This window comes from Streptomyces sp. TOM-9 (assembly GCF_056858595.1).
The window spans coordinates 8,329,407-8,346,495 of record NZ_JBXEQB010000001.1 but is presented as its reverse complement, the minus strand read 5'-3'; the positions used below and the strand labels follow the sequence as shown (position 1 = coordinate 8,346,495).

Here is a 17,089-nt window from a genome sequence, read left to right as displayed (position 1 = left end):
ATCTGTTCGAGCGTCAACTGTCTCAGTCCGGATTAACCATTCCCTTCAGTTGCCGTTGACCGACCCCGCCCGCGGCGCGAGTGTTCCCCCCACATGCACCCCGCATCGACCCACACCGTCGACCGTCCGGGCAGGGAAGGAGGGTGCCGTGCAGGTACCCGCTTCGTTCGAGTACCAACGGGCGCAGAGCGTGGAGGAGGCCCTGGAACTGCTGGGGCGCTTCGGCGAGGAGGCCAGGGTCCTCGCGGGAGGGCACAGCCTGCTCCCCATGATGAAGCTGCGTCTGGCCGGGCCGGAGGTGCTCGTCGACATCAACGACCTCACCGAACTCGACCACATCGACGAGACCGGCGGCGAGCTGCGGGTCGGCGCCCTCACCCGGCACCGCACCCTGCTGGAGTCGCCGCTGGTCGGCCGGCACTTCCCGATCATCCACGACGCCGAGCGGGTGATCGCCGACCCGCCGGTCCGCAACCGCGGCACCATCGGCGGCTCGCTGTGCCAGGCCGACCCGTCCGAGGACCTGTCGGCGGTGTGCGCGGCGCTGCGCGCGGTGGCCGTGATCCGCGGCGCGGACGGCGAGCGCACCGTCGCCATGGCCGACTTCCACCGCGGACCGTACGAGACGGCGGTCGGCGCCGGGGAGATGCTCACCGAGGTGCGCTTCCCGGTCCTGGCCCACTCCGGCAGCGCCTACGAGAAGCTGGAGCGCAAGGCCGGTGACTGGGCGGTGGCGGCGGCCGGGGTGGCGCTCTCCCTCGACGACGGTCGCATGACGCACGTCGGGGTGGGTCTGGCGGCGGTCGGCGCCGACGGGCTGCACGCGGAGGCGGTGCAGGAGCTGCTGGAGGGCCGTGAGCCGTCGCCGGAGCTCGTCGAGGAGGCCGGGCGCGTGGCGTCGGCGAGCTGCTCGCCCGTCACCGACAGCCGCGGACCGGCCGAGTACAAGCGGCATCTGGCCGGAGAACTGACCAAGAGGGCCCTGCGGCGCGCCGTCGCCCGGGCCACCGCCCCGGCCGCGGCCGCGAAGGAGGGATGACGGACGTGCGGATCACGGTGAACGTCAACGGTGAGGACCACACCCGTGAGGTGGAGGCCCGCCATCTGCTCGTCCGGTTCCTCCGCGACGACCTGGAGCTGACCGGGACGCACTGGGGCTGCGACACCAGCAACTGCGGCACCTGCGTGGTGCTGATGGACGGCGAGCCGGTCAAGAGCTGCACGGTCCTGGCCGCCATGGCCGAGGGCCATGAGATCCGCACCGTCGAGGGGCTGGCGGACGGCGACCGCCTCGACCCGGTGCAGCAGGGCTTCATCGAGGAGCACGGGCTGCAGTGCGGCTTCTGCACCCCGGGGATGATGCTCAGCGGCCGGGCCCTGCTGGACCGCAACCCCGACCCGTCCGAGGACGAGGTCCGCGAGGCCATCTCGGGGCAGCTGTGCCGGTGCACGGGCTACCTCAACATCGTCAAGGCCATCCGGTGGGCCGCCGCCCACGAGGCCGGCAGCCGTGCGGAAGCGGGGAGCCAGGCATGACCACCGTCGAGGAACCCGCCGCGCCCGCCGCCGAGGAGCGGCCGATCGGCTTCGGCCGGATGAAGCGCAAGGAGGACCCGCGCTTCGTCCGCGGCAAAGGCCGTTACGTGGACGACGTGAAGCTGCCGGGCATGCTGCACGGCGCGGTGCTGCGCAGCCCGTTCGCGCACGCCCGGATCGTGTCCATCGACACCTCCGCCGCCGAGGCGCACCCCAAGGTCAAGGCCGTGATCACCGGGGAGACGCTGGCCGGGCTCGGGCTGGCGTGGATGCCGACGCTGTCGATGGACACCCAGGCGGTGCTCGCCACCGACAAGGTGCGCTTCCAGGGCCAGGAGGTCGCCTTCGTCGTGGCCGAGGACCACTACGCGGCCCGCGACGCGATCGAGCTGATCGACGTGGACTACGAGCCGCTCGACCCCGTCATCGACGCGCGCCGCGCCCTCGACCCGGCCGCTCCGGTCATCCGGGACGACCTGGAGGGCCGTACGGACAACCACATCTTCGACTGGGAGGCCGGCGACCGGGCCGCCACCGACGAGGTGTTCGCCGGCGCCGACGTCGTGGTCGAGCAGACGATGCTCTACCCGCGCGTGCACCCCGCGCCGCTGGAGACCTGCGGCGCGGTGGCCTCCATGGACCCGGTCGACGGCAAGCTGACGCTCTGGACGACCACCCAGGCGCCGCACGCGCACCGCACGCTGTACGCGATGGTCGCGGGGCTGCCCGAGCACAAGATCCGGGTCATCTCCCCGGACATCGGCGGCGGCTTCGGCAACAAGGTCGGCATCTACCCCGGGTACGTGTGCGCGGTCGTCGGCTCGATCGTCACGGGCAAGCCGGTCAAGTGGGTGGAGGACCGCTCGGAGAACCTGATGAGCACCTCCTTCGCCCGCGACTACCACATGACGGGTCAGATCGCGGCGACCCGCGAGGGCCGCATCCTCGGTGTGCGCGTCAAGGTCCTCGCCGACCACGGCGCCTTCAACTCCACGGCGCAGCCGACGAAGTACCCGGCGGGCTTCTTCCACATCTTCACCGGCTCGTACGACATCGAGGCGGCGCACTGCGAGGTCACCGGCGTCTACACCAACAAGGCGCCGGGCGGCGTCGCCTACGCCTGCTCCTTCCGCGTCACCGAGGCGGTGTACCTGATCGAGCGTATGGTGGACTGCCTCGCGGCCGAACTCGGCGCCGACCCCGCCGAACTGCGGATGCGCAACCTGCTGCGGCCCGAGCAGTTCCCGTACCAGAACAAGACCGGCTGGGAGTACGACTCGGGCGACTACCCGGCCTGCCTGCGCAAGGCCATGGACCTCGCCGGCTACGAGGAACTGCGCCGCGAGCAAGCGGACAAGCGCGGACGCGGTGAACTCATGGGCATCGGGCTGTCGTTCTTCACCGAGACGGTGGGCGCGGGCCCGCGCAAGCACATGGACATCCTGGGTCTGGGCATGGCCGACGGCTGCGAGCTGCGCGTCCACCCCACGGGCAAGGCCGTGGTGCGGCTGAGCGTGCAGACGCAGGGGCAGGGCCACGAGACGACGTTCGCGCAGATCGTCGCCGAGGAACTGGGCATCCCGCCCGAGGACATCGACGTGGTGCACGGCGACACCGACCAGACGCCCTTCGGGCTCGGCACCTACGGCTCCCGCTCCACCCCCGTGTCCGGCGCGGCCGCCGCGCTGGTCGCTCGCAAGGTGCGGGACAAGGCACGAATCATCGCGGGGGCGATGCTGGAGGTGTCGCCCGACGACCTGGAGTGGACCAAGGGCCGCTGGTCGGTCAAGGGCGACCCGGCGATGACCCGGACGATCCAGGAGATCGCGCTGGCCGCGCACGGCGCACTGGAGCTGCCGGAGGGCGTCGAGGGCCATCTGGAGGCCACCACGGTCTACAACCCGCCCAACCTGACCTACCCGTTCGGGGCGTACATCTGCGTGGTCGACGTCGACCCGGGCACGGGCGCGGTGAAGGTGCGGCGCTTCATCGCGGTGGACGACTGCGGGACGCGCATCAACCCCATGATCATCGAGGGGCAGGTGCACGGCGGCCTCGCGGACGGGGTCGGCATGGCGCTGATGGAGTTCATCGGCTTCGACGAGGACGGCAACTGCCTGTCCGGCTCCTTCATGGACTACCTGCTGCCGACCGCGCTCGAGGTGCCGGCCTGGGAGCTGGGGCACACCGTCACACCGTCCCCGCACCACCCGATCGGCGCCAAGGGCATCGGCGAGTCCGCGACCGTCGGCTCGCCCCCCGCGGTGGTCAACGCGGTGCTCGACGCGATCGGCGTGCGTCACGCCGACATGCCGCTCACGCCCGGCCGGGTGTGGCAGGCCATGCGGCACGGCCAGGTCGAGGCGCCGCAATGAGCCAGGCCCCGGTGCTGGACGCGCGGATCGCCGAACTCACCGCGCGCCACGTCCCGTTCGTGAGGGCGACCGTGGTGCGCGCCCGCCGCCCGGCGAGCGCGCGCCCCGGCGACACCGCCGTGGTGCTGGAGGACGGCCGGATCGAGGGGTTCGTCGGCGGCGTCTGCGCGGAGGCCACGGTCCGCGCGCAGGCGCTGCGGACGCTGGCCAGCGGCGAGGCGCTGCTGCTGCGGATCTCCCCGCAGGCGGCGGACGAGGGCGCCGGCGTGGAGCCCGAGGCGGAGGACGGGGCACTGAGCCTGCGCAACCCGTGCCTGTCGGGCGGGGAGCTGGAGATCTTCCTCGAACCCCGGCGTCCCGTCCCGCGCGTCCTGGTGCTGGGCGACACGCCCATCGCCCGGGCCCTGACCGGCTTCGGCCCCGCCCTCGGCTACGAGGTCGCGGGGCCGCCCGCCGGCGGGTTCACCGCGCTGGCCGGGGTCCGCGCGGTCGTGGTGGCCTCGCACGGGCGTGACGAGGAGGCCGCGCTGACGGCGGCGGTGCGCGCGGGCGTGCCGTACGTCGGGCTGGTGGCCAGTCCCCGGCGCGGGGCGGCGGTGGTCGCCGGGCTGGACCTGACGCGGGAGCAGCGGGACGCGGTCCGTACGCCCGCGGGCCTGTGGATCGGCGCCCGTACCCCGGGCGAGATCGCGCTGTCCATCCTCGCCGAGGTGGTCGCCTCGGTACGGGGCGGGGACGAGGCGCACGGCGCGCCCCCGGTGGGCGGGCCGTCCGCCGCGGGAGAGCCCGCACCGGCCACCGCGCTGGACCCGGTCTGCGGGATGACGGTGGCCGCCGTACCGGACACCCCGCACTCCGACGCCGGGGGCGAGCGCCGCTGGTTCTGCTGCGCGGGCTGCCGCACGGCGTTCGAGGCCGACCCCGCCCGCTACGCGGAGGCCCGGTGAGCACGTTCGCGCAGGAGCGCGTCCCGGACGCCGCGGGTCTGCGCCGGGCGCTCGACGAGCACGGCTACCTCGCGGACCCCGGACTGGTCACCGCGCTGTTCCTGGCGCTGCGGCTGCCGCAGCCGCTGCTGCTGGAGGGCGAGGCCGGGGTCGGCAAGACGGAGGCGGCGAAGGCGCTGGCCGGTGTGCTGGGCGGCCCGCTGGTGCGGCTGCAGTGCTACGACGGCCTCGACGCGGCGGAGGCCCTGTACGAGTGGAACCACGCGCGCCAGCTGCTGGGCATCCGGCTCGCCGAGTCGCGCGGCGAACGGCTCGCCGAGGCCGACCTGTTCACGCAGGAGTACCTGCTGCGGCGCCCGGTGCTGACCGCGCTCACCCATCCCGGCCCGGAGCCCGCGGTGCTGCTGATCGACGAGATCGACCGGGCGGACGACGACTTCGAGGCCTTCCTGCTGGAGGTGCTGGCCGAGTCGGCCGTGACGATCCCGGAGTTCGGCACCATCCGTGCCGTGGTGCCGCCCGTCGTGGTGCTCACCTCGAACCGCACCCGTGATCTGCACGACGCCCTCAAACGGCGCTGCCTCTACCACTGGATCGACTACCCCGACCCCGAGCGCCTGGTGCGGATCGTCCGCCGCCGGGTGCCCGGGACCTCGGCGGAACTCGCGGAGGCGATCTCCGCGGCGGTGCGGCGGCTGCGCGGCCTGGAGATCCAGAAGGCCCCGGGCATCGCCGAGAGCATCGACTGGCTCGCGGCGCTCGCCCTGCTCGGCGTACGGCGCCTGGACGCCGAGGCCGCGGGGGCGACCCTGGGCACGCTGCTGAAGTACCGGGAGGACCAGGAACTGGTGCGGGACCGGGGCCTGGAGTGGCTCGTGGGCAGCGGCCGTGACGCCTGAGCCGGCGTCCGGGCCGGCGCGGCCGCTGCCGTTGCCGATGGCGCTGTTCGACACGGCGGAGTTCGGCGGCCGGCTCGGCGAGGCGCTGCGCCGCGCGGGCCTGCCGGTCACCCCCGAGCGGACGGTGTGCTTCCTGCGGTCGTTGCGACTGGTGCCGCCGGTGGACCGGGAGGCCCTGTACTGGACGGCGCGGCTGGCCTTCGTGACCGACCGGGAACTCGTCGCGCCCTTCGAGCGGGTCTTCGAGGATGTGTTCGGCGGGCTCGGGGGCGTTCCCGCGGAACGCGGCGACCGTACCGCCGCTCCCCCGGACGCCGCCGAGGACGCCGCGCGGCTGGCCCCGTCCCCCGGCGCCCGCACGGCACCAGGTCCGGCACCCGCCGGGACGGGGCCGGCACGCACGGTGGCCGGGCCCCGCACCGGGGAGGAGGCGGCCGGCCCCGCGGGGACGGTGCCGACGCTGGGCAGCACCGCGGAGGTCGTCGCCCACAAGGACTTCGCCGCCCTGGACGCGGCGGAACTGGCCGCCCTGGACCGGCTGATGGAGCTGATTCTGCTGCGCACCCCGCTGCGCAGGACCCGGCGCCGCGACACCGATCCGCACGGCCCCCGGGTGGACCCGCGCCGCACGCTGCGCGCGATCCGCACGACGGGGCTGGAGCCCGTGCGCCTGGCCCGGTCGCGCCCCCGGCTGCGGCGCCGCCCGCTGGTGCTGCTCTGCGACGTCTCGGGCTCGATGGAGCCGTACGCCCGTGCCTACCTCAGGCTCTTCCCCCGCGCGGCGGCGGTCGGTGTGGCCGCCGAGGTCTTCGTCTTCGCCACACGCCTGACCCGCCTCACCCCGGTGCTGCGCCACTCGGGGCGGAGCGGGGTGGACGCGGCGCTGCGCCGGGCGGGGGCCGTCGCGTCGGACTGGTCGGGCGGCACCCGGATCGGGCACGCGCTGGCGGAGTTCAACGACCGCTTCGGCCGCCGCGGCATGGCACGCGGCGCGATCGTCGTGATCTTCTCCGACGGGTGGGAGGGCGAGGACCCGCGGGCGGTGGGGCGTGAGGCCGCCCGGCTGCGGCGGCTGGCGCACCGCGTCATATGGGTCAACCCCCGCAAGGCGGCGCCGGGTTACCTTCCCCTCGCGGGCGGCATGGCGGCGGCGCTCCCCCACTGCGACGAGTTCGTCAGCGGCCACACCTTCGCCGCGCTCGCCGAGGTGGCCGAGGCGATCGGCGGAAGCGCGCGGGGAAAAGGAACCGGAAGGGAAAGCGGAAAGACAAACGGAAGGGGGCCGGGCCGACGGGAATGACGTCCCTGACGGCCCGGCCCGCTGTACTCTCCTTCGATTCCCGGATTTCAGCTCCGGTATTCGCGGGAATCGCGGTACGGATCCGCCTGCTCGCCACCGAATGCCTCGAAGCGCGCGGCGGGAGCCGGGACGTGATAACTCGCCGGTGCCGTGTGTTGCACGGCCTCGGGAGCCGGGCGGTTCTCGTACGGTCGGGAGGTGAATTCCTCCCGCGGCGCCGCCCCCGGGTTCCCCACGACCTCGACGGGATTCACCAGGACGGCGAAGAGGACCAGCAGCACCTCGATGCCCAGGCCGATGATGAGCGGGGCGACGAGGGTGATCCCGGTGACGCCGTCCTCGCTCACGACCCCCGACACGCTCCGTACCGTGACGGCCGTCATGGCCGTGTAGTGCATGCCGCTGATGGCGATCGCCATCACCAGCGAGGCTCCCACCGTCGCGCGGGCCCCTGTCACGCGCAGGGTGAACCAGAGCGCCACGGTGGCGGCCGCCACCGCGATGACCACCGAGAGCACCACGAGCGTGGTCGTGTAGTCGAAGGTGCCGGGGAAGCGCAGGGCCGCCATGCCCAGGTAGTGCATCGCGGCGACGCCGATCCCCGCGCCGACTCCCCCGGCGAGCAGCCCGCCCCAGGACCGCTTCAGGCCGGCGACCAGCATGCCGACACCCACGATCACGATCGCGACGACCAGGCTGAGCGCGGTCAGCGGCACATCGTAACGGAGTTCGACGCCGTCGACGGAGAAGCCGAGCATGGCGATGAAGTGCATGCCCCAGATGCCCGACCCGAGGGTCAGCGCCCCGGCGGCCAGCCACGGCCAGCCCTTGGCGAGCCCCCGCGCGTGGAAGCGGGCCGCACAGGCGAGCCCGAGGCCCGAGCCCAAGGCCGCCATCACGTAGGCGAGCACGGGATAGAAGGCGTGCGAATACAGATGTTGCTGGTGCCCCATTGATGAACTCCCCACCTGGCACAGACGGCGAGCACTACGGCTGCGGACCGGGCCGGCATCTTTGCCTGCCGTCCCCTCCGGCGCGCCGTCGACAATGCGGCACCGGGCGATCCCGCAGCGAACGATTGCCGTTCCATGAGACACGGACAGGCGGGACCGGCCCGCCGGCCCCCACCCGGACGACCGATTCTTGAACCTTATACTAACTTCTCCGCGACGCCGCATGCCGACGGAAACGGAAACAGTAAGTTCCCGCCCGGATAATTCTCACCACCGTGAATTCCCGTCAACCCGGTGGCCGGACGGAGGCATTGGGCGGGCTTTCCCGGGCGGTGGACCGCTCGGCCCGTTCTTTCGGTCCCGGTCGGCGGCACCACGCGCATCGCCACCGGTGGCGGGGCGTCGGCGTCTACCCTGTGGGTCATGCACCAGCCCCGACGGCGCGACCGGCGCCCGGCTCGCCCTGCGAGGCCGGGGTCCGGCGAACGCCAGGTCGCGCCCGTGGAGGTGGCGGGGGCCGGCGTCGTGGTCGTCGGCCTCTTCTCCGCGAAGGAGAAGGACTTCGCCGCGCTCATGGATGCGGCGGCCGCGGAACTGACGGCGCGCGGTGCCCGGGTCGTCGGGCGGATCGTCCAGCGGCGCGGTGTCTCGGACGGCGGGGTCGCGAAGATGGCCCTGCCCTATTCCTCACGGACCCTGCTGAGCCACGGGAAGGTCCGCGAGGCAGCCGCGGTCTGCGAAGGGGCCGATGCCGACGCGGCGGTCTTCGTCGCCCCGCTGACCGAGCGCCAGCGGCGCGTGCTGACGGGGATGCTCGGCTGTCCCGCCGTGAGCCTCTCCGAGGTCCTCGCCGCGGGCCGGCACCGCCCGCCCGGTTCGTCCACGGCGTGACGCGGCGCTGCCGGACGACACGGCCTACCGCCGCGCGCGGTGCCGGAAGGTGCTCGCGTACGCGCGGGCGAGGGTGAGCAGGGCGGGACCCAGCGGACGCGGGGCGGGTCGCCGGGCGAGCGTCGCGCCGGCGCGCTCCACGCTGCGCAACCGGTGCCCCTGGAGCGCGATGAGGGCCCTGACCATGGGGCGGTTGGGCTCCGGGACGAGGTCCACGAGCCCGCACGCGCCGGCGAAGCCGGACCGCACCAGCCCTGCCTGGTCGCGGACGAGCGCGGCCACCGACGCCGGGTCGGGGTCCCGGGCCAGGGCCGCGCGGCTCAGGCCGTGGCGGGCCAGGGCGTCCTCGGGGACGCCCAGCCGCCCGTCCGCGAGGTCCTCGGCCATGTCCTCCAGGAAGTCCAGGCGCTGGGCGGCCTCGATGAAGGTGCGGCAGGCGGCACGGTAGGCGTCGAAGCCGGTGGGCGGCGCGAGCAGTCCCGCGACGAGGAGGAAGGCGGGCAGCGCGTACGCGTCGACGTAGGCCTGGAAGTCGGCCTCGGTGGCGAGGCCGCGCCACTCGGCGTCGGCGGGGGCGGCGACGAGGTAGTCCGCGACGATGCCCCGGAGCGCCGGCCGCCGGGTGACGGGGTGGGCGAGGGCACGCGTCAGCGGGTCCCCCGGATCACCCGCGAGGGCCGCGCGGACCTGCGCCTCCCACGCGGCGAAGGCACCGCGGCCGTCCGGACCGCGGTCCAGCAGGTTGTCGCTGTGGTGCATGAAGGCGGTGGCCGCGAGGGCGTCGGGGACGAGCGGCGCCGGCAGCAGCAGCCGCACGGCGGCGTACGAGGCCCGGTCGAAGCGCGCCACCAGGCGGCGTTGGGCGGTGTACGCCTCGCGCAGGGCGGGGTCGGTGATGCCGGCCCGGTCGAGGGTCTTCCGCCACCTGCTCATCGCTGCGCCGCTCCCGTCGTCCGCCGGCCGGACGTCACCCCTGACGTCACCCGATGATCACCCAAACGCAGAAAAACCCGCAAACTCACTGGCGTGATCCGGTCGAACCATCGCCGACCTGCGTCACCTCACTTCCGGAAGCGGGCAGAAACGGGCGCACTCCGCCCTTGTACGGGCTGACCGCACCGCTCCCCCCGGCGGTATAAATCTCGGACGGGCGGAAACGGGCGGCCGATGCCCGAACGGCCATGACGGAACCGGGACCAGGGAGGTGCGGCCATGCGCGGCGACGAACGGCAGCACAGGATCCTGGCCCTGGTGCGGCAGGCCGGACGGGTGGAGGTCACCGCACTGGCTGCGGACTTCAAGGTGGCACCGGAGACGATCCGCCGCGACCTCAGCGAACTGGAGCGGCGCGGACTGGTCCGCCGGACCCACGGCGGGGCGTACCCGGTGGAGAGCGCCGGCTTCGAGACGGACCTGGCCCGCCGCGAGACCCACCAGGTGGAGGGCAAGCGCCGGATCGCCGCGGCGGGGGTGAAGCTGCTCGGCGAGGCGGAGACCGTCTTCATCGACGAGGGCTACACCCAGCAGTTGCTGGCGGCGCTGCTCCCCACCGGCCGCCCGCTGACCGTGGTGACCGCCTCGCTGCCGACCGCGGCGGCGGTCGCCCAGTCCCCCGAGACCACCGTGCTGCTGCTCGGGGGCCGCGTACGGGGCCGCACCCTGGCCACCGTCGGCTCCTGGGCCACCCAGATGCTGTCCTCCTTCGTCATCGACCTGGCGATCATGGGGGCCAACGGCATATCCCGCGACTTCGGCCTGACCACCCCCGATCCCGTCGTCGCGGACGTCAAGGCGCAGGCGGTGCGCTCCGCGCGGCGCCGCGTCCTGGTCGGGATCCACACCAAGTTCGGCGCCTCGAGCTTCTGCCGGTTCGCGGAGATCGGCGACTTCGAGACGATCGTCACCGACACGGGCCTGCCGGCCCCCGAGGCCCACCGCTACTCGCTGCTCGGCCCCAACGTGATCCGCGTCTGATCCACCGCACCTCCCCCTCCACCCTGCGCGCGAGCCGCCGCAGGTCGCCCCGGCACACCCCGACGCGCCCCGGGCCGCGGGCCCGCCGCCGGGATCCCCCTCACAGGAAGGCCTCCCCATGTCCAGGACCGACACCGACCGCGCAAGGGCGCCACGGCGCCGCGCCGCCGTCCGGCTGACCGCACTCGGGGCCTGCACGGCCCTGCTCGCCACCGGCTGCGCCGGCGCGGGTGGCGGCGGAGGGGACGGCGAGGGCGACGGCGCCTCCGTGAACGTCCTCATGGTCAACAACCCGCAGATGCTGGACCTGCAGAAGCTGACCGCGTCGCACTTCACCAAGAGCACCGGAATCAAGGTCAACTTCACGGTGCTGCCCGAGAACGACGTCCGCGACAAGATCAGCCAGGAGTTCTCCAGCCAGGCCGGCACCTACGACGTCGCGTCCATCAGCAACTACGAGGCGCCGATCTACGGCAAGAACGGCTGGCTGGCCCCGCTGGACGACACCGTCGCCAAGGACCCGGACTTCGACCAGGCGGACATCCTGCCGTCGATGAGGGAGAGCCTGACCGGCGCCGACGGGAAGCTGTACGCGGAGCCGTTCTACGGCGAGTCGTCGTTCCTGATGTACCGCAAGGACGTGTTCGAGGCGAAGGGCCTCACCATGCCCGACCGCCCCACCTGGCAGCAGGTCGCCGGCCTCGCGGCGAAGGCCGACGGCGCCGAGCCCGGCATGAAGGGCATCTGCCTGCGCGGGCTGCCCGGCTGGGGCGAGGTGATGGCTCCGCTGACCACCGTCGTCAACACCTTCGGCGGCACCTGGTTCAGCAAGGACTGGCAGGCCCAGGTGAACGCGCCCGCCTTCAAGGAGGCGACGAAGTTCTACGTCGACCTGGTCCGCGAGCACGGCGAGGCGGGCGCGCCGCAGGCCGGCTTCGCGGAGTGCCTGGGCGCCTTCCAGCAGGGCAAGACCGCCATGTGGTACGACGCCACCTCGGCGGCCGGGATCCTCGACAGTGCCGACTCCCCCGTCGCCGGCAAGGTCGGCTATGCCCCGGCGCCCGTGGTGAAGACCGACAACTCCGGCTGGCTGTACACCTGGGCGTGGGGCATCCAGAAGGCGGGCAAGCACCAGGACGACGCGGCGAAGTTCGTGGCCTGGGCGTCCGGCAAGGGGTACGAGGAACTCGTCGGCGAGAAGCTCGGCTGGGCCCGCGTCCCGGCGGGCAAGCGCACCTCCACGTACGCGAACGCGGACTACCTGAAGGTGGCGGGCCCCTTCGCCAAGGCCACCGAGGAGGCCATCGCCGGGGCCGACCCGCGCGACCCGGGCGTCCAGCCGCGGCCGACGCTCGGCATCCAGTTCGTCGACATCCCCGAGTTCCCGGACCTCGGCACCAAGGTCTCGCAGGAGATCGCCTCCGCGATCGCCGGGCGCACCTCGGTGGACGCGGCGCTGGACAAGGCCCAGCAGCTCGCGGAGAAGGTCGCCGCCCAGTACCGGAACGGGTGATTCGGCCATGACCGGTACGTCGAGCGCCGTCACGCAGGAGGTGCGCGGCCGGGCACCGGTCCGGGCGGCGGCCGCCCGGACCGCGGGCCCCGGCCGGGCCGCCGCGTGGGCCCGGCGCGCGCCCCTGATGCCGGCGCTGGTGTTCATGGTGGTCGTCACCCAGCTGCCCTTCGTGGCCACGCTGGTGATCTCCTTCATGGACTGGAACGCCCTCTACCCCGACCGGCGCGGCTTCACCGGACTGACCAACTACGCCGACGTGTTCGGCGACGCCGACCTGCGGGCGTCCGTGCTGACCACCGTCTGGCTCACGGCCGGCGTCGTCCTGGTCAGCCTCGTGCTGGGACTGGGCCTGGCGCTGCTGCTGGACCGGCGGTTCCGCGGCCGCGGACTGGTGCGGACCCTGCTGATCGCGCCGTTCCTCCTGGTTCCGGTCGCCTCGGCGCTGCTGTGGAAGCACGCCCTCTACAACCCCGAGTACGGGCTGTTCAACGGCGCCCTGACCTGGCTGTGGCAGCTGTTCGGCAGCGAACGCCCGCCGCAGCCGGACTGGATCACCTCGATGCCGCTCGGGGCGATCGGGGCCTCGCTGGTGTGGCAGTGGACCCCGTTCATGATGCTGATCCTGCTCGCCGGACTGCAGAGCCGCTCCACGGAGGCGGTGGAGGCGGCCCGCGTGGACGGCGCGAACGCCTGGCAGGTCTTCCGCTTCCTGACCCTGCCCCACCTGCGGCGCTACCTCGAACTGGCCGCGCTGCTGGGCTCGGTCTACGTCGTGCAGAACTTCGACGCGGTCTTCACCCTCACCTCGGGCGGCCTGGGCACCGCCAACCTGCCGTACACGATCTACGAGTCCTTCTACAAGGCGCACGACTACGGCCGGGCCTCGGCGGCCGGCGTGGTCGTGGTCGCCGGGACCATCGTCGTCGCCACCCTCGCGCTGCGCCTGGTGTCGACGCTGCTGAAGGAGGAGTCCTCATGAGCGCCGTGGCCGCGCCCGGTGCGCGCAGGCGTCGTTCCGCCTCCCTGTGGGGGCTGGTCGCCTGGGCCGCCGCCCTGCTGTTCGTCGCACCGATCGCATGGATGGTGGTGACCTCGCTGCACAGCGAGACGGACGCCGCCACCAACCCGCCCTCCCTCGGCGCCGGGCTCACCCTCGACGGCTACCGGGAGTTCTTCGGCGCCGCCACCGGCGCCAGCCCGTGGCCCGCCCTGGTCAACTCCCTGACGGCGAGCCTGGTCTCCACCCTCCTGGTGCTGGCACTGGCGATACCCGCCGCGTACGCGCTGTCGATCCGTCCCGTCCGCAAGTGGTCCGACGTGCTGTTCTTCTTCCTGTCGACGAAGATGCTGCCCGCGGTGGCCGGGCTGCTGCCTATCTACCTCGTGGCGCAGAACCTCGGACTGCTGGACAACGTCTGGCTGATGGTCCTGCTCTACACCTCGATGAACCTGCCGATCGCGGTCTGGATGATGCGGTCCTTCCTCGCCGAGATCCCGGTGGCGATCATCGAGGCCGCCGCGATCGACGGCGCAGGACTGCCGGCCGTCTTCCGCCGCATCGTCATCCCCGTCTCCGCCCCCGGCATCGCGGCCACCTCGCTGATCTGCTTCATCTTCAGCTGGAACGAGATGCTCTTCGCCCGGGTGCTCACCGGTGTCCGTTCGGTGACCGCGCCGGTCTTCCTCACCTCCTTCGTCACCAGCCAGGGACTCTTCCTCGCCAAGGTCTGCGCCGCGGCCGTCGTGGTGTCCCTGCCCGTCCTCGTCGCCGGATTCGCCGCCCAGGACCGACTGGTCCAGGGCCTGTCACTGGGAGCCGTCAAGTGAAGGCAGTCGTCATCGCCGAGCCCGGGAAGATCGAGCTCGCCACCGTCGAGGACCCCGCCCCCGGTCCTCGGGACGTGGTGGTCGCGGTCGCGGCCTGCGGCCTGTGCGGAACGGATCTGCACATCCTGCAGGGCGAGTTCGCGCCGACGCTGCCGATCGTGCCGGGGCACGAGTTCGCCGGCGAGGTGGTCGCGGTCGGTTCGGCCGTCACGGAGGTGGCGGTCGGCGCCCGGGTCGCCGTCGACCCCTCGCTGCACTGCGGCGAGTGCCACTACTGCCGCCTGGGCCGCGGCAACCTGTGCGAGCGGTGGGCCGCGATCGGGGTCACCGAGCCGGGCGGCGCCGCCGAGTTCGCCGTCGCACCGGTCGCCAACTGCGTGGTCCTGCCCGACCACGTGGCCACCGCGGACGCCGCGCTGATCGAGCCGCTGTCGTGCGCCGTGCGCGGCTACGACGTGCTGCGCAGCCGGCTCGGCGCCCATGTGCTGATCTACGGCTCGGGAACGATGGGCCTGATGATGCTGGAGCTCGCCAAGCGGACGGGGGCGGCCAGCGTGGACGTCGTCGACGTCAACCCCGAACGGCTCGCCACCGCAAGGCTGCTGGGCTGCGACAACACGGCCGGCTCGGCGGAGGAGATCGCCCGCCCGCGCGGGTGGGAGGTCGTCGTGGACGCCACCGGCAACGCCGCCGCGATCCAGGACGGGCTGCAACGGGTCGGCAGGGGTGGCACCTTCCTGCAGTTCGGGGTCGCCGACTACGCCGCCCGCGCGGTCATCGAGCCGTACCGGATCTACAACGAGGAGATCACCATCACGGGCTCCATGGCGGTCCTGCACAGCTACGAGCGGGCCGCCGAGCTCTTCGCCGCCGGGGTGCTGGATCCCGGGGTGTTCATCAGCGACCGCTTCCCGCTCACCGACTACCCCCACGCCATCGAGCGCTTCGCGGCGGGGGTCGGCCGCAAGATCCTGGTGCGGCCGTGACCGCGCCCGCCACGCTGGTCGCCGGCGAGGCACTGACCGACGTGGTCGTCGGGCCCGACGGGACGCGGCAGGCCCACCCGGGCGGCAGCCCGGCCAACACCGCGCTCGGTCTGGCCCGGCTCGGGCACCCGGTCACCCTGGCCACGCGCATCGGCCGGGACGCGCACGGCGACGCACTGGTCGAACGGCTGGTGGAGGGGAGCGTCGCGCTGCTGCCGGGGTCGGTCGTGGACGCACCGACGTCCACGGCCAGGGCCGAGCTCGACGGGAGCGGCAGCGCCGCGTACCGGTTCGACATCACCTGGGACCTCCCCCCGGTCGGACCGCTCGGCGTGCCGGGGCACCTCCACACCGGTTCGATCGCCACCGCGCTGGAGCCGGGTGCGGGGCGGCTGTTCGCCCTGGCCGCGGCGGTCCGGCGGCGTGGGCACACCGTCTCGTACGACCCGAACCTCAGGCCCGCGCTGCTCGGTCCGCCGGAGACCGAACGGCCGCGCGTGGAACGGCTGGTGGCGCTCGCCGACGTGGTGAAGGCCAGCGAGGAGGACCTCGGGTGGCTCCACCCCGGACGGGATCCGGGCGAGGTCGCCGCCGACTGGGCGCGCCGCGGTCCCCGCCTGGTCGTCCTCACCCGGGGCGCGGGAGGTGCCGAGGCCCACTGGGCACCGGGGGGACGGCACCGTGTCCCCGCCCACCGGGTGGAGGTCGTCGACACGATCGGCGCCGGTGACGCCTTCATGGCGGGTCTGCTCGCCGGTCTCCTCACCGCCGGGCTGCTCGGCGGGGCGGCGGCCCGCGGGCGGCTGCGCGCGGCCGCGGACGGCGGTCCCGTGCCGCCCGCGGTGGCCGACGCCCTGGAACTCGCCGCGCGGGTCGCGGCTCTGACCTGCGGGCGGGCGGGCGCGGACCCTCCGTTCCTGGCGGAGGTGACACCCGTCGTGTGATGATCCCGCGGACGGCACTCCCACGCACCGAGGGGCGGTACGCCGATGTGGCCGCGGGTCGACGGAATGCGCTCCATGGAGCTCGGCACGCCCGACGCGCTGCGGGACGAGCTGAACTCCCTGGTCCTGGCGGGCAGGAAGACCACGACGACCGGACTGCTGTCCGAGTACGTCGAGGAGTCCGAGGGGCTGGAGTTCGTCGGCGAGCGGCTGGCCCTGCTGGACCGGGAGAGCCGCTGCGTGGGCGTCATCGAGATCACGGGCGTGGCGGTGACGTCCTTCGCGGACGTGACGTGGGAGCACGCCGCCGCCGAGGGTGAGGGGGACGCCTCCCTCACCGACTGGCGGGCCGGGCACCGCCGTTTCTGGGAACGCGCGGGCACCCCCGTCGAGGACGCGACGTCCGTGGTGTGCCTGGCGTTCCGGCTCGTGACGGCGGGGGGCTGACCGTGCGGCTCCGCATCGAGGCACGCGACCTGCCCGGCCGCGGCTTCGGCGACCACGCCGGCGTCCACGTCGCCGTGCAGCGCCGCGCCCGTCCCTCGGAACTCCTGGACCCGCGGCCGGGGGACGCCGCGGCGGCGACGTGGGACCTCGACTGCCGGGTCCGTGAGACCCCTGACGGCGTCGACGTCACGGGCCCCTACGTCCAGGGCGGCCCCGGCGCCCGCTTCGTCTACCTGTCCTGGGGCACGCTGGCCGGTGACGGCGGCTTCACGATGTTCCGCCGCGCCAAGCTCATGCTCGACGGCGTAGGGACGGGGACGCTCCGCGAGGCCGCACGCTCCGGGATGCTCGTCGGGCGGCTGGGCCTCACCGACGCCAGGGGCGGCCCGCTGTGCGCCTCCGTACGGCCGCCGCTCATCTCGTGGTCGGCGCAGGCGCCTGACGCCAGGGGCTGACGAGGACGCGCGAACGGGACCGCCACCCCACCGGTGGGC

At 73.5% G+C, this 17,089-nt stretch carries 17 protein-coding genes; 15 read left to right on the top strand and 2 right to left on the bottom strand.

Annotation, left to right across the window (positions count from 1 at the left end; translation table 11 throughout):
* The first annotated feature begins 148 nt into the window (after positions 1–148).
* From AC1VWI_RS38445 to AC1VWI_RS38420, 6 genes are read left to right on the top strand one after another with little or no spacing between them, the layout of a single operon-like run.
* A complete protein-coding gene (locus AC1VWI_RS38445) occupies positions 149–1,039 on the top strand; it encodes an FAD binding domain-containing protein (protein WP_499515656.1) in 891 nt (296 codons plus the stop codon).
* Entirely contained in the window at positions 1,036–1,536 is a 501-nt protein-coding gene (locus AC1VWI_RS38440; RefSeq protein WP_499515655.1) for a (2Fe-2S)-binding protein, read from the top strand. The genes AC1VWI_RS38445 and AC1VWI_RS38440 overlap by 4 nt, the downstream gene beginning before the upstream one ends.
* On the top strand, positions 1,533–3,911 hold the full coding sequence (locus AC1VWI_RS38435; RefSeq protein ID WP_499515654.1) for an aerobic carbon-monoxide dehydrogenase large subunit: 2,379 nt from the start codon (positions 1,533–1,535) through the stop codon (positions 3,909–3,911). Before AC1VWI_RS38440 ends, AC1VWI_RS38435 begins: the two co-directional genes overlap by 4 nt.
* Complete coding sequence (locus AC1VWI_RS38430; protein WP_499515653.1) at positions 3,908–4,858, top strand: XdhC family protein; 951 nt, start codon at positions 3,908–3,910, stop codon at positions 4,856–4,858. Before AC1VWI_RS38435 ends, AC1VWI_RS38430 begins: the two co-directional genes overlap by 4 nt.
* Complete coding sequence (locus tag AC1VWI_RS38425) at positions 4,855–5,757, top strand: AAA family ATPase (RefSeq protein WP_499515652.1); 903 nt, start codon at positions 4,855–4,857, stop codon at positions 5,755–5,757. The genes AC1VWI_RS38430 and AC1VWI_RS38425 overlap by 4 nt, the downstream gene beginning before the upstream one ends.
* On the top strand, positions 5,747–7,057 hold the full coding sequence (locus AC1VWI_RS38420) for a vWA domain-containing protein (RefSeq protein WP_499515651.1): 1,311 nt from the start codon (positions 5,747–5,749) through the stop codon (positions 7,055–7,057). The genes AC1VWI_RS38425 and AC1VWI_RS38420 overlap by 11 nt, the downstream gene beginning before the upstream one ends.
* Positions 7,058–7,104: 47 nt before the next feature.
* Here AC1VWI_RS38420 and AC1VWI_RS38415 read toward each other — a convergent pair whose 3' ends face one another.
* The gene (locus AC1VWI_RS38415; RefSeq protein ID WP_499515650.1) at positions 7,105–8,010 is read right to left on the bottom strand and encodes an MHYT domain-containing protein; all 906 of its coding nucleotides are present in this window, start codon (positions 8,008–8,010) and stop codon (positions 7,105–7,107) included.
* 423 nt (positions 8,011–8,433) lie between these two features.
* Here AC1VWI_RS38415 and AC1VWI_RS38410 point away from each other — a divergent pair, with 423 nt between their 5' ends.
* A complete protein-coding gene (locus AC1VWI_RS38410) occupies positions 8,434–8,901 on the top strand; it encodes a hypothetical protein (RefSeq protein WP_499515649.1) in 468 nt (155 codons plus the stop codon).
* 24 nt (positions 8,902–8,925) lie between these two features.
* Here AC1VWI_RS38410 and AC1VWI_RS38405 read toward each other — a convergent pair whose 3' ends face one another.
* Positions 8,926–9,834, bottom strand: coding sequence for a squalene/phytoene synthase family protein (locus tag AC1VWI_RS38405; protein WP_499515648.1), 909 nt, complete (start codon positions 9,832–9,834; stop codon positions 8,926–8,928).
* Positions 9,835–10,113: 279 nt separating this feature from the next.
* Between AC1VWI_RS38405 and AC1VWI_RS38400 the strand changes: the two genes are divergently transcribed.
* The 8 genes from AC1VWI_RS38400 (at position 10,114) to AC1VWI_RS38365 (ending at position 17,050) form a co-directional block, all read left to right on the top strand.
* Entirely contained in the window at positions 10,114–10,875 is a 762-nt protein-coding gene (locus AC1VWI_RS38400; RefSeq protein WP_499515647.1) for a DeoR/GlpR family DNA-binding transcription regulator, read from the top strand.
* 118 nt (positions 10,876–10,993) lie between these two features.
* On the top strand, positions 10,994–12,388 hold the full coding sequence (locus AC1VWI_RS38395) for an ABC transporter substrate-binding protein (protein ID WP_499515646.1): 1,395 nt from the start codon (positions 10,994–10,996) through the stop codon (positions 12,386–12,388).
* 7 nt (positions 12,389–12,395) lie between these two features.
* Positions 12,396–13,370 carry a carbohydrate ABC transporter permease gene (locus AC1VWI_RS38390; RefSeq protein ID WP_499515645.1) on the top strand — a complete coding sequence of 325 codons (975 nt, stop codon included), beginning with the start codon at positions 12,396–12,398 and terminating at the stop codon, positions 13,368–13,370.
* Positions 13,367–14,218 carry a carbohydrate ABC transporter permease gene (locus AC1VWI_RS38385; RefSeq protein ID WP_499515644.1) on the top strand — a complete coding sequence of 284 codons (852 nt, stop codon included), beginning with the start codon at positions 13,367–13,369 and terminating at the stop codon, positions 14,216–14,218. Before AC1VWI_RS38390 ends, AC1VWI_RS38385 begins: the two co-directional genes overlap by 4 nt.
* Positions 14,215–15,204, top strand: coding sequence for a zinc-dependent alcohol dehydrogenase family protein (locus AC1VWI_RS38380; RefSeq protein WP_499515643.1), 990 nt, complete (start codon positions 14,215–14,217; stop codon positions 15,202–15,204). The genes AC1VWI_RS38385 and AC1VWI_RS38380 overlap by 4 nt, the downstream gene beginning before the upstream one ends.
* Complete coding sequence (locus AC1VWI_RS38375) at positions 15,201–16,148, top strand: carbohydrate kinase family protein (RefSeq protein ID WP_499515642.1); 948 nt, start codon at positions 15,201–15,203, stop codon at positions 16,146–16,148. The genes AC1VWI_RS38380 and AC1VWI_RS38375 overlap by 4 nt, the downstream gene beginning before the upstream one ends.
* Positions 16,149–16,223: 75 nt before the next feature.
* The gene (locus AC1VWI_RS38370; RefSeq protein WP_499515641.1) at positions 16,224–16,595 is read left to right on the top strand and encodes an ASCH domain-containing protein; all 372 of its coding nucleotides are present in this window, start codon (positions 16,224–16,226) and stop codon (positions 16,593–16,595) included.
* A 2-nt stretch (positions 16,596–16,597) separates the two neighbouring features.
* Entirely contained in the window at positions 16,598–17,050 is a 453-nt protein-coding gene (locus AC1VWI_RS38365) for a DUF5990 family protein (RefSeq protein ID WP_499515640.1), read from the top strand.
* Positions 17,051–17,089 lie beyond the last annotated feature (39 nt).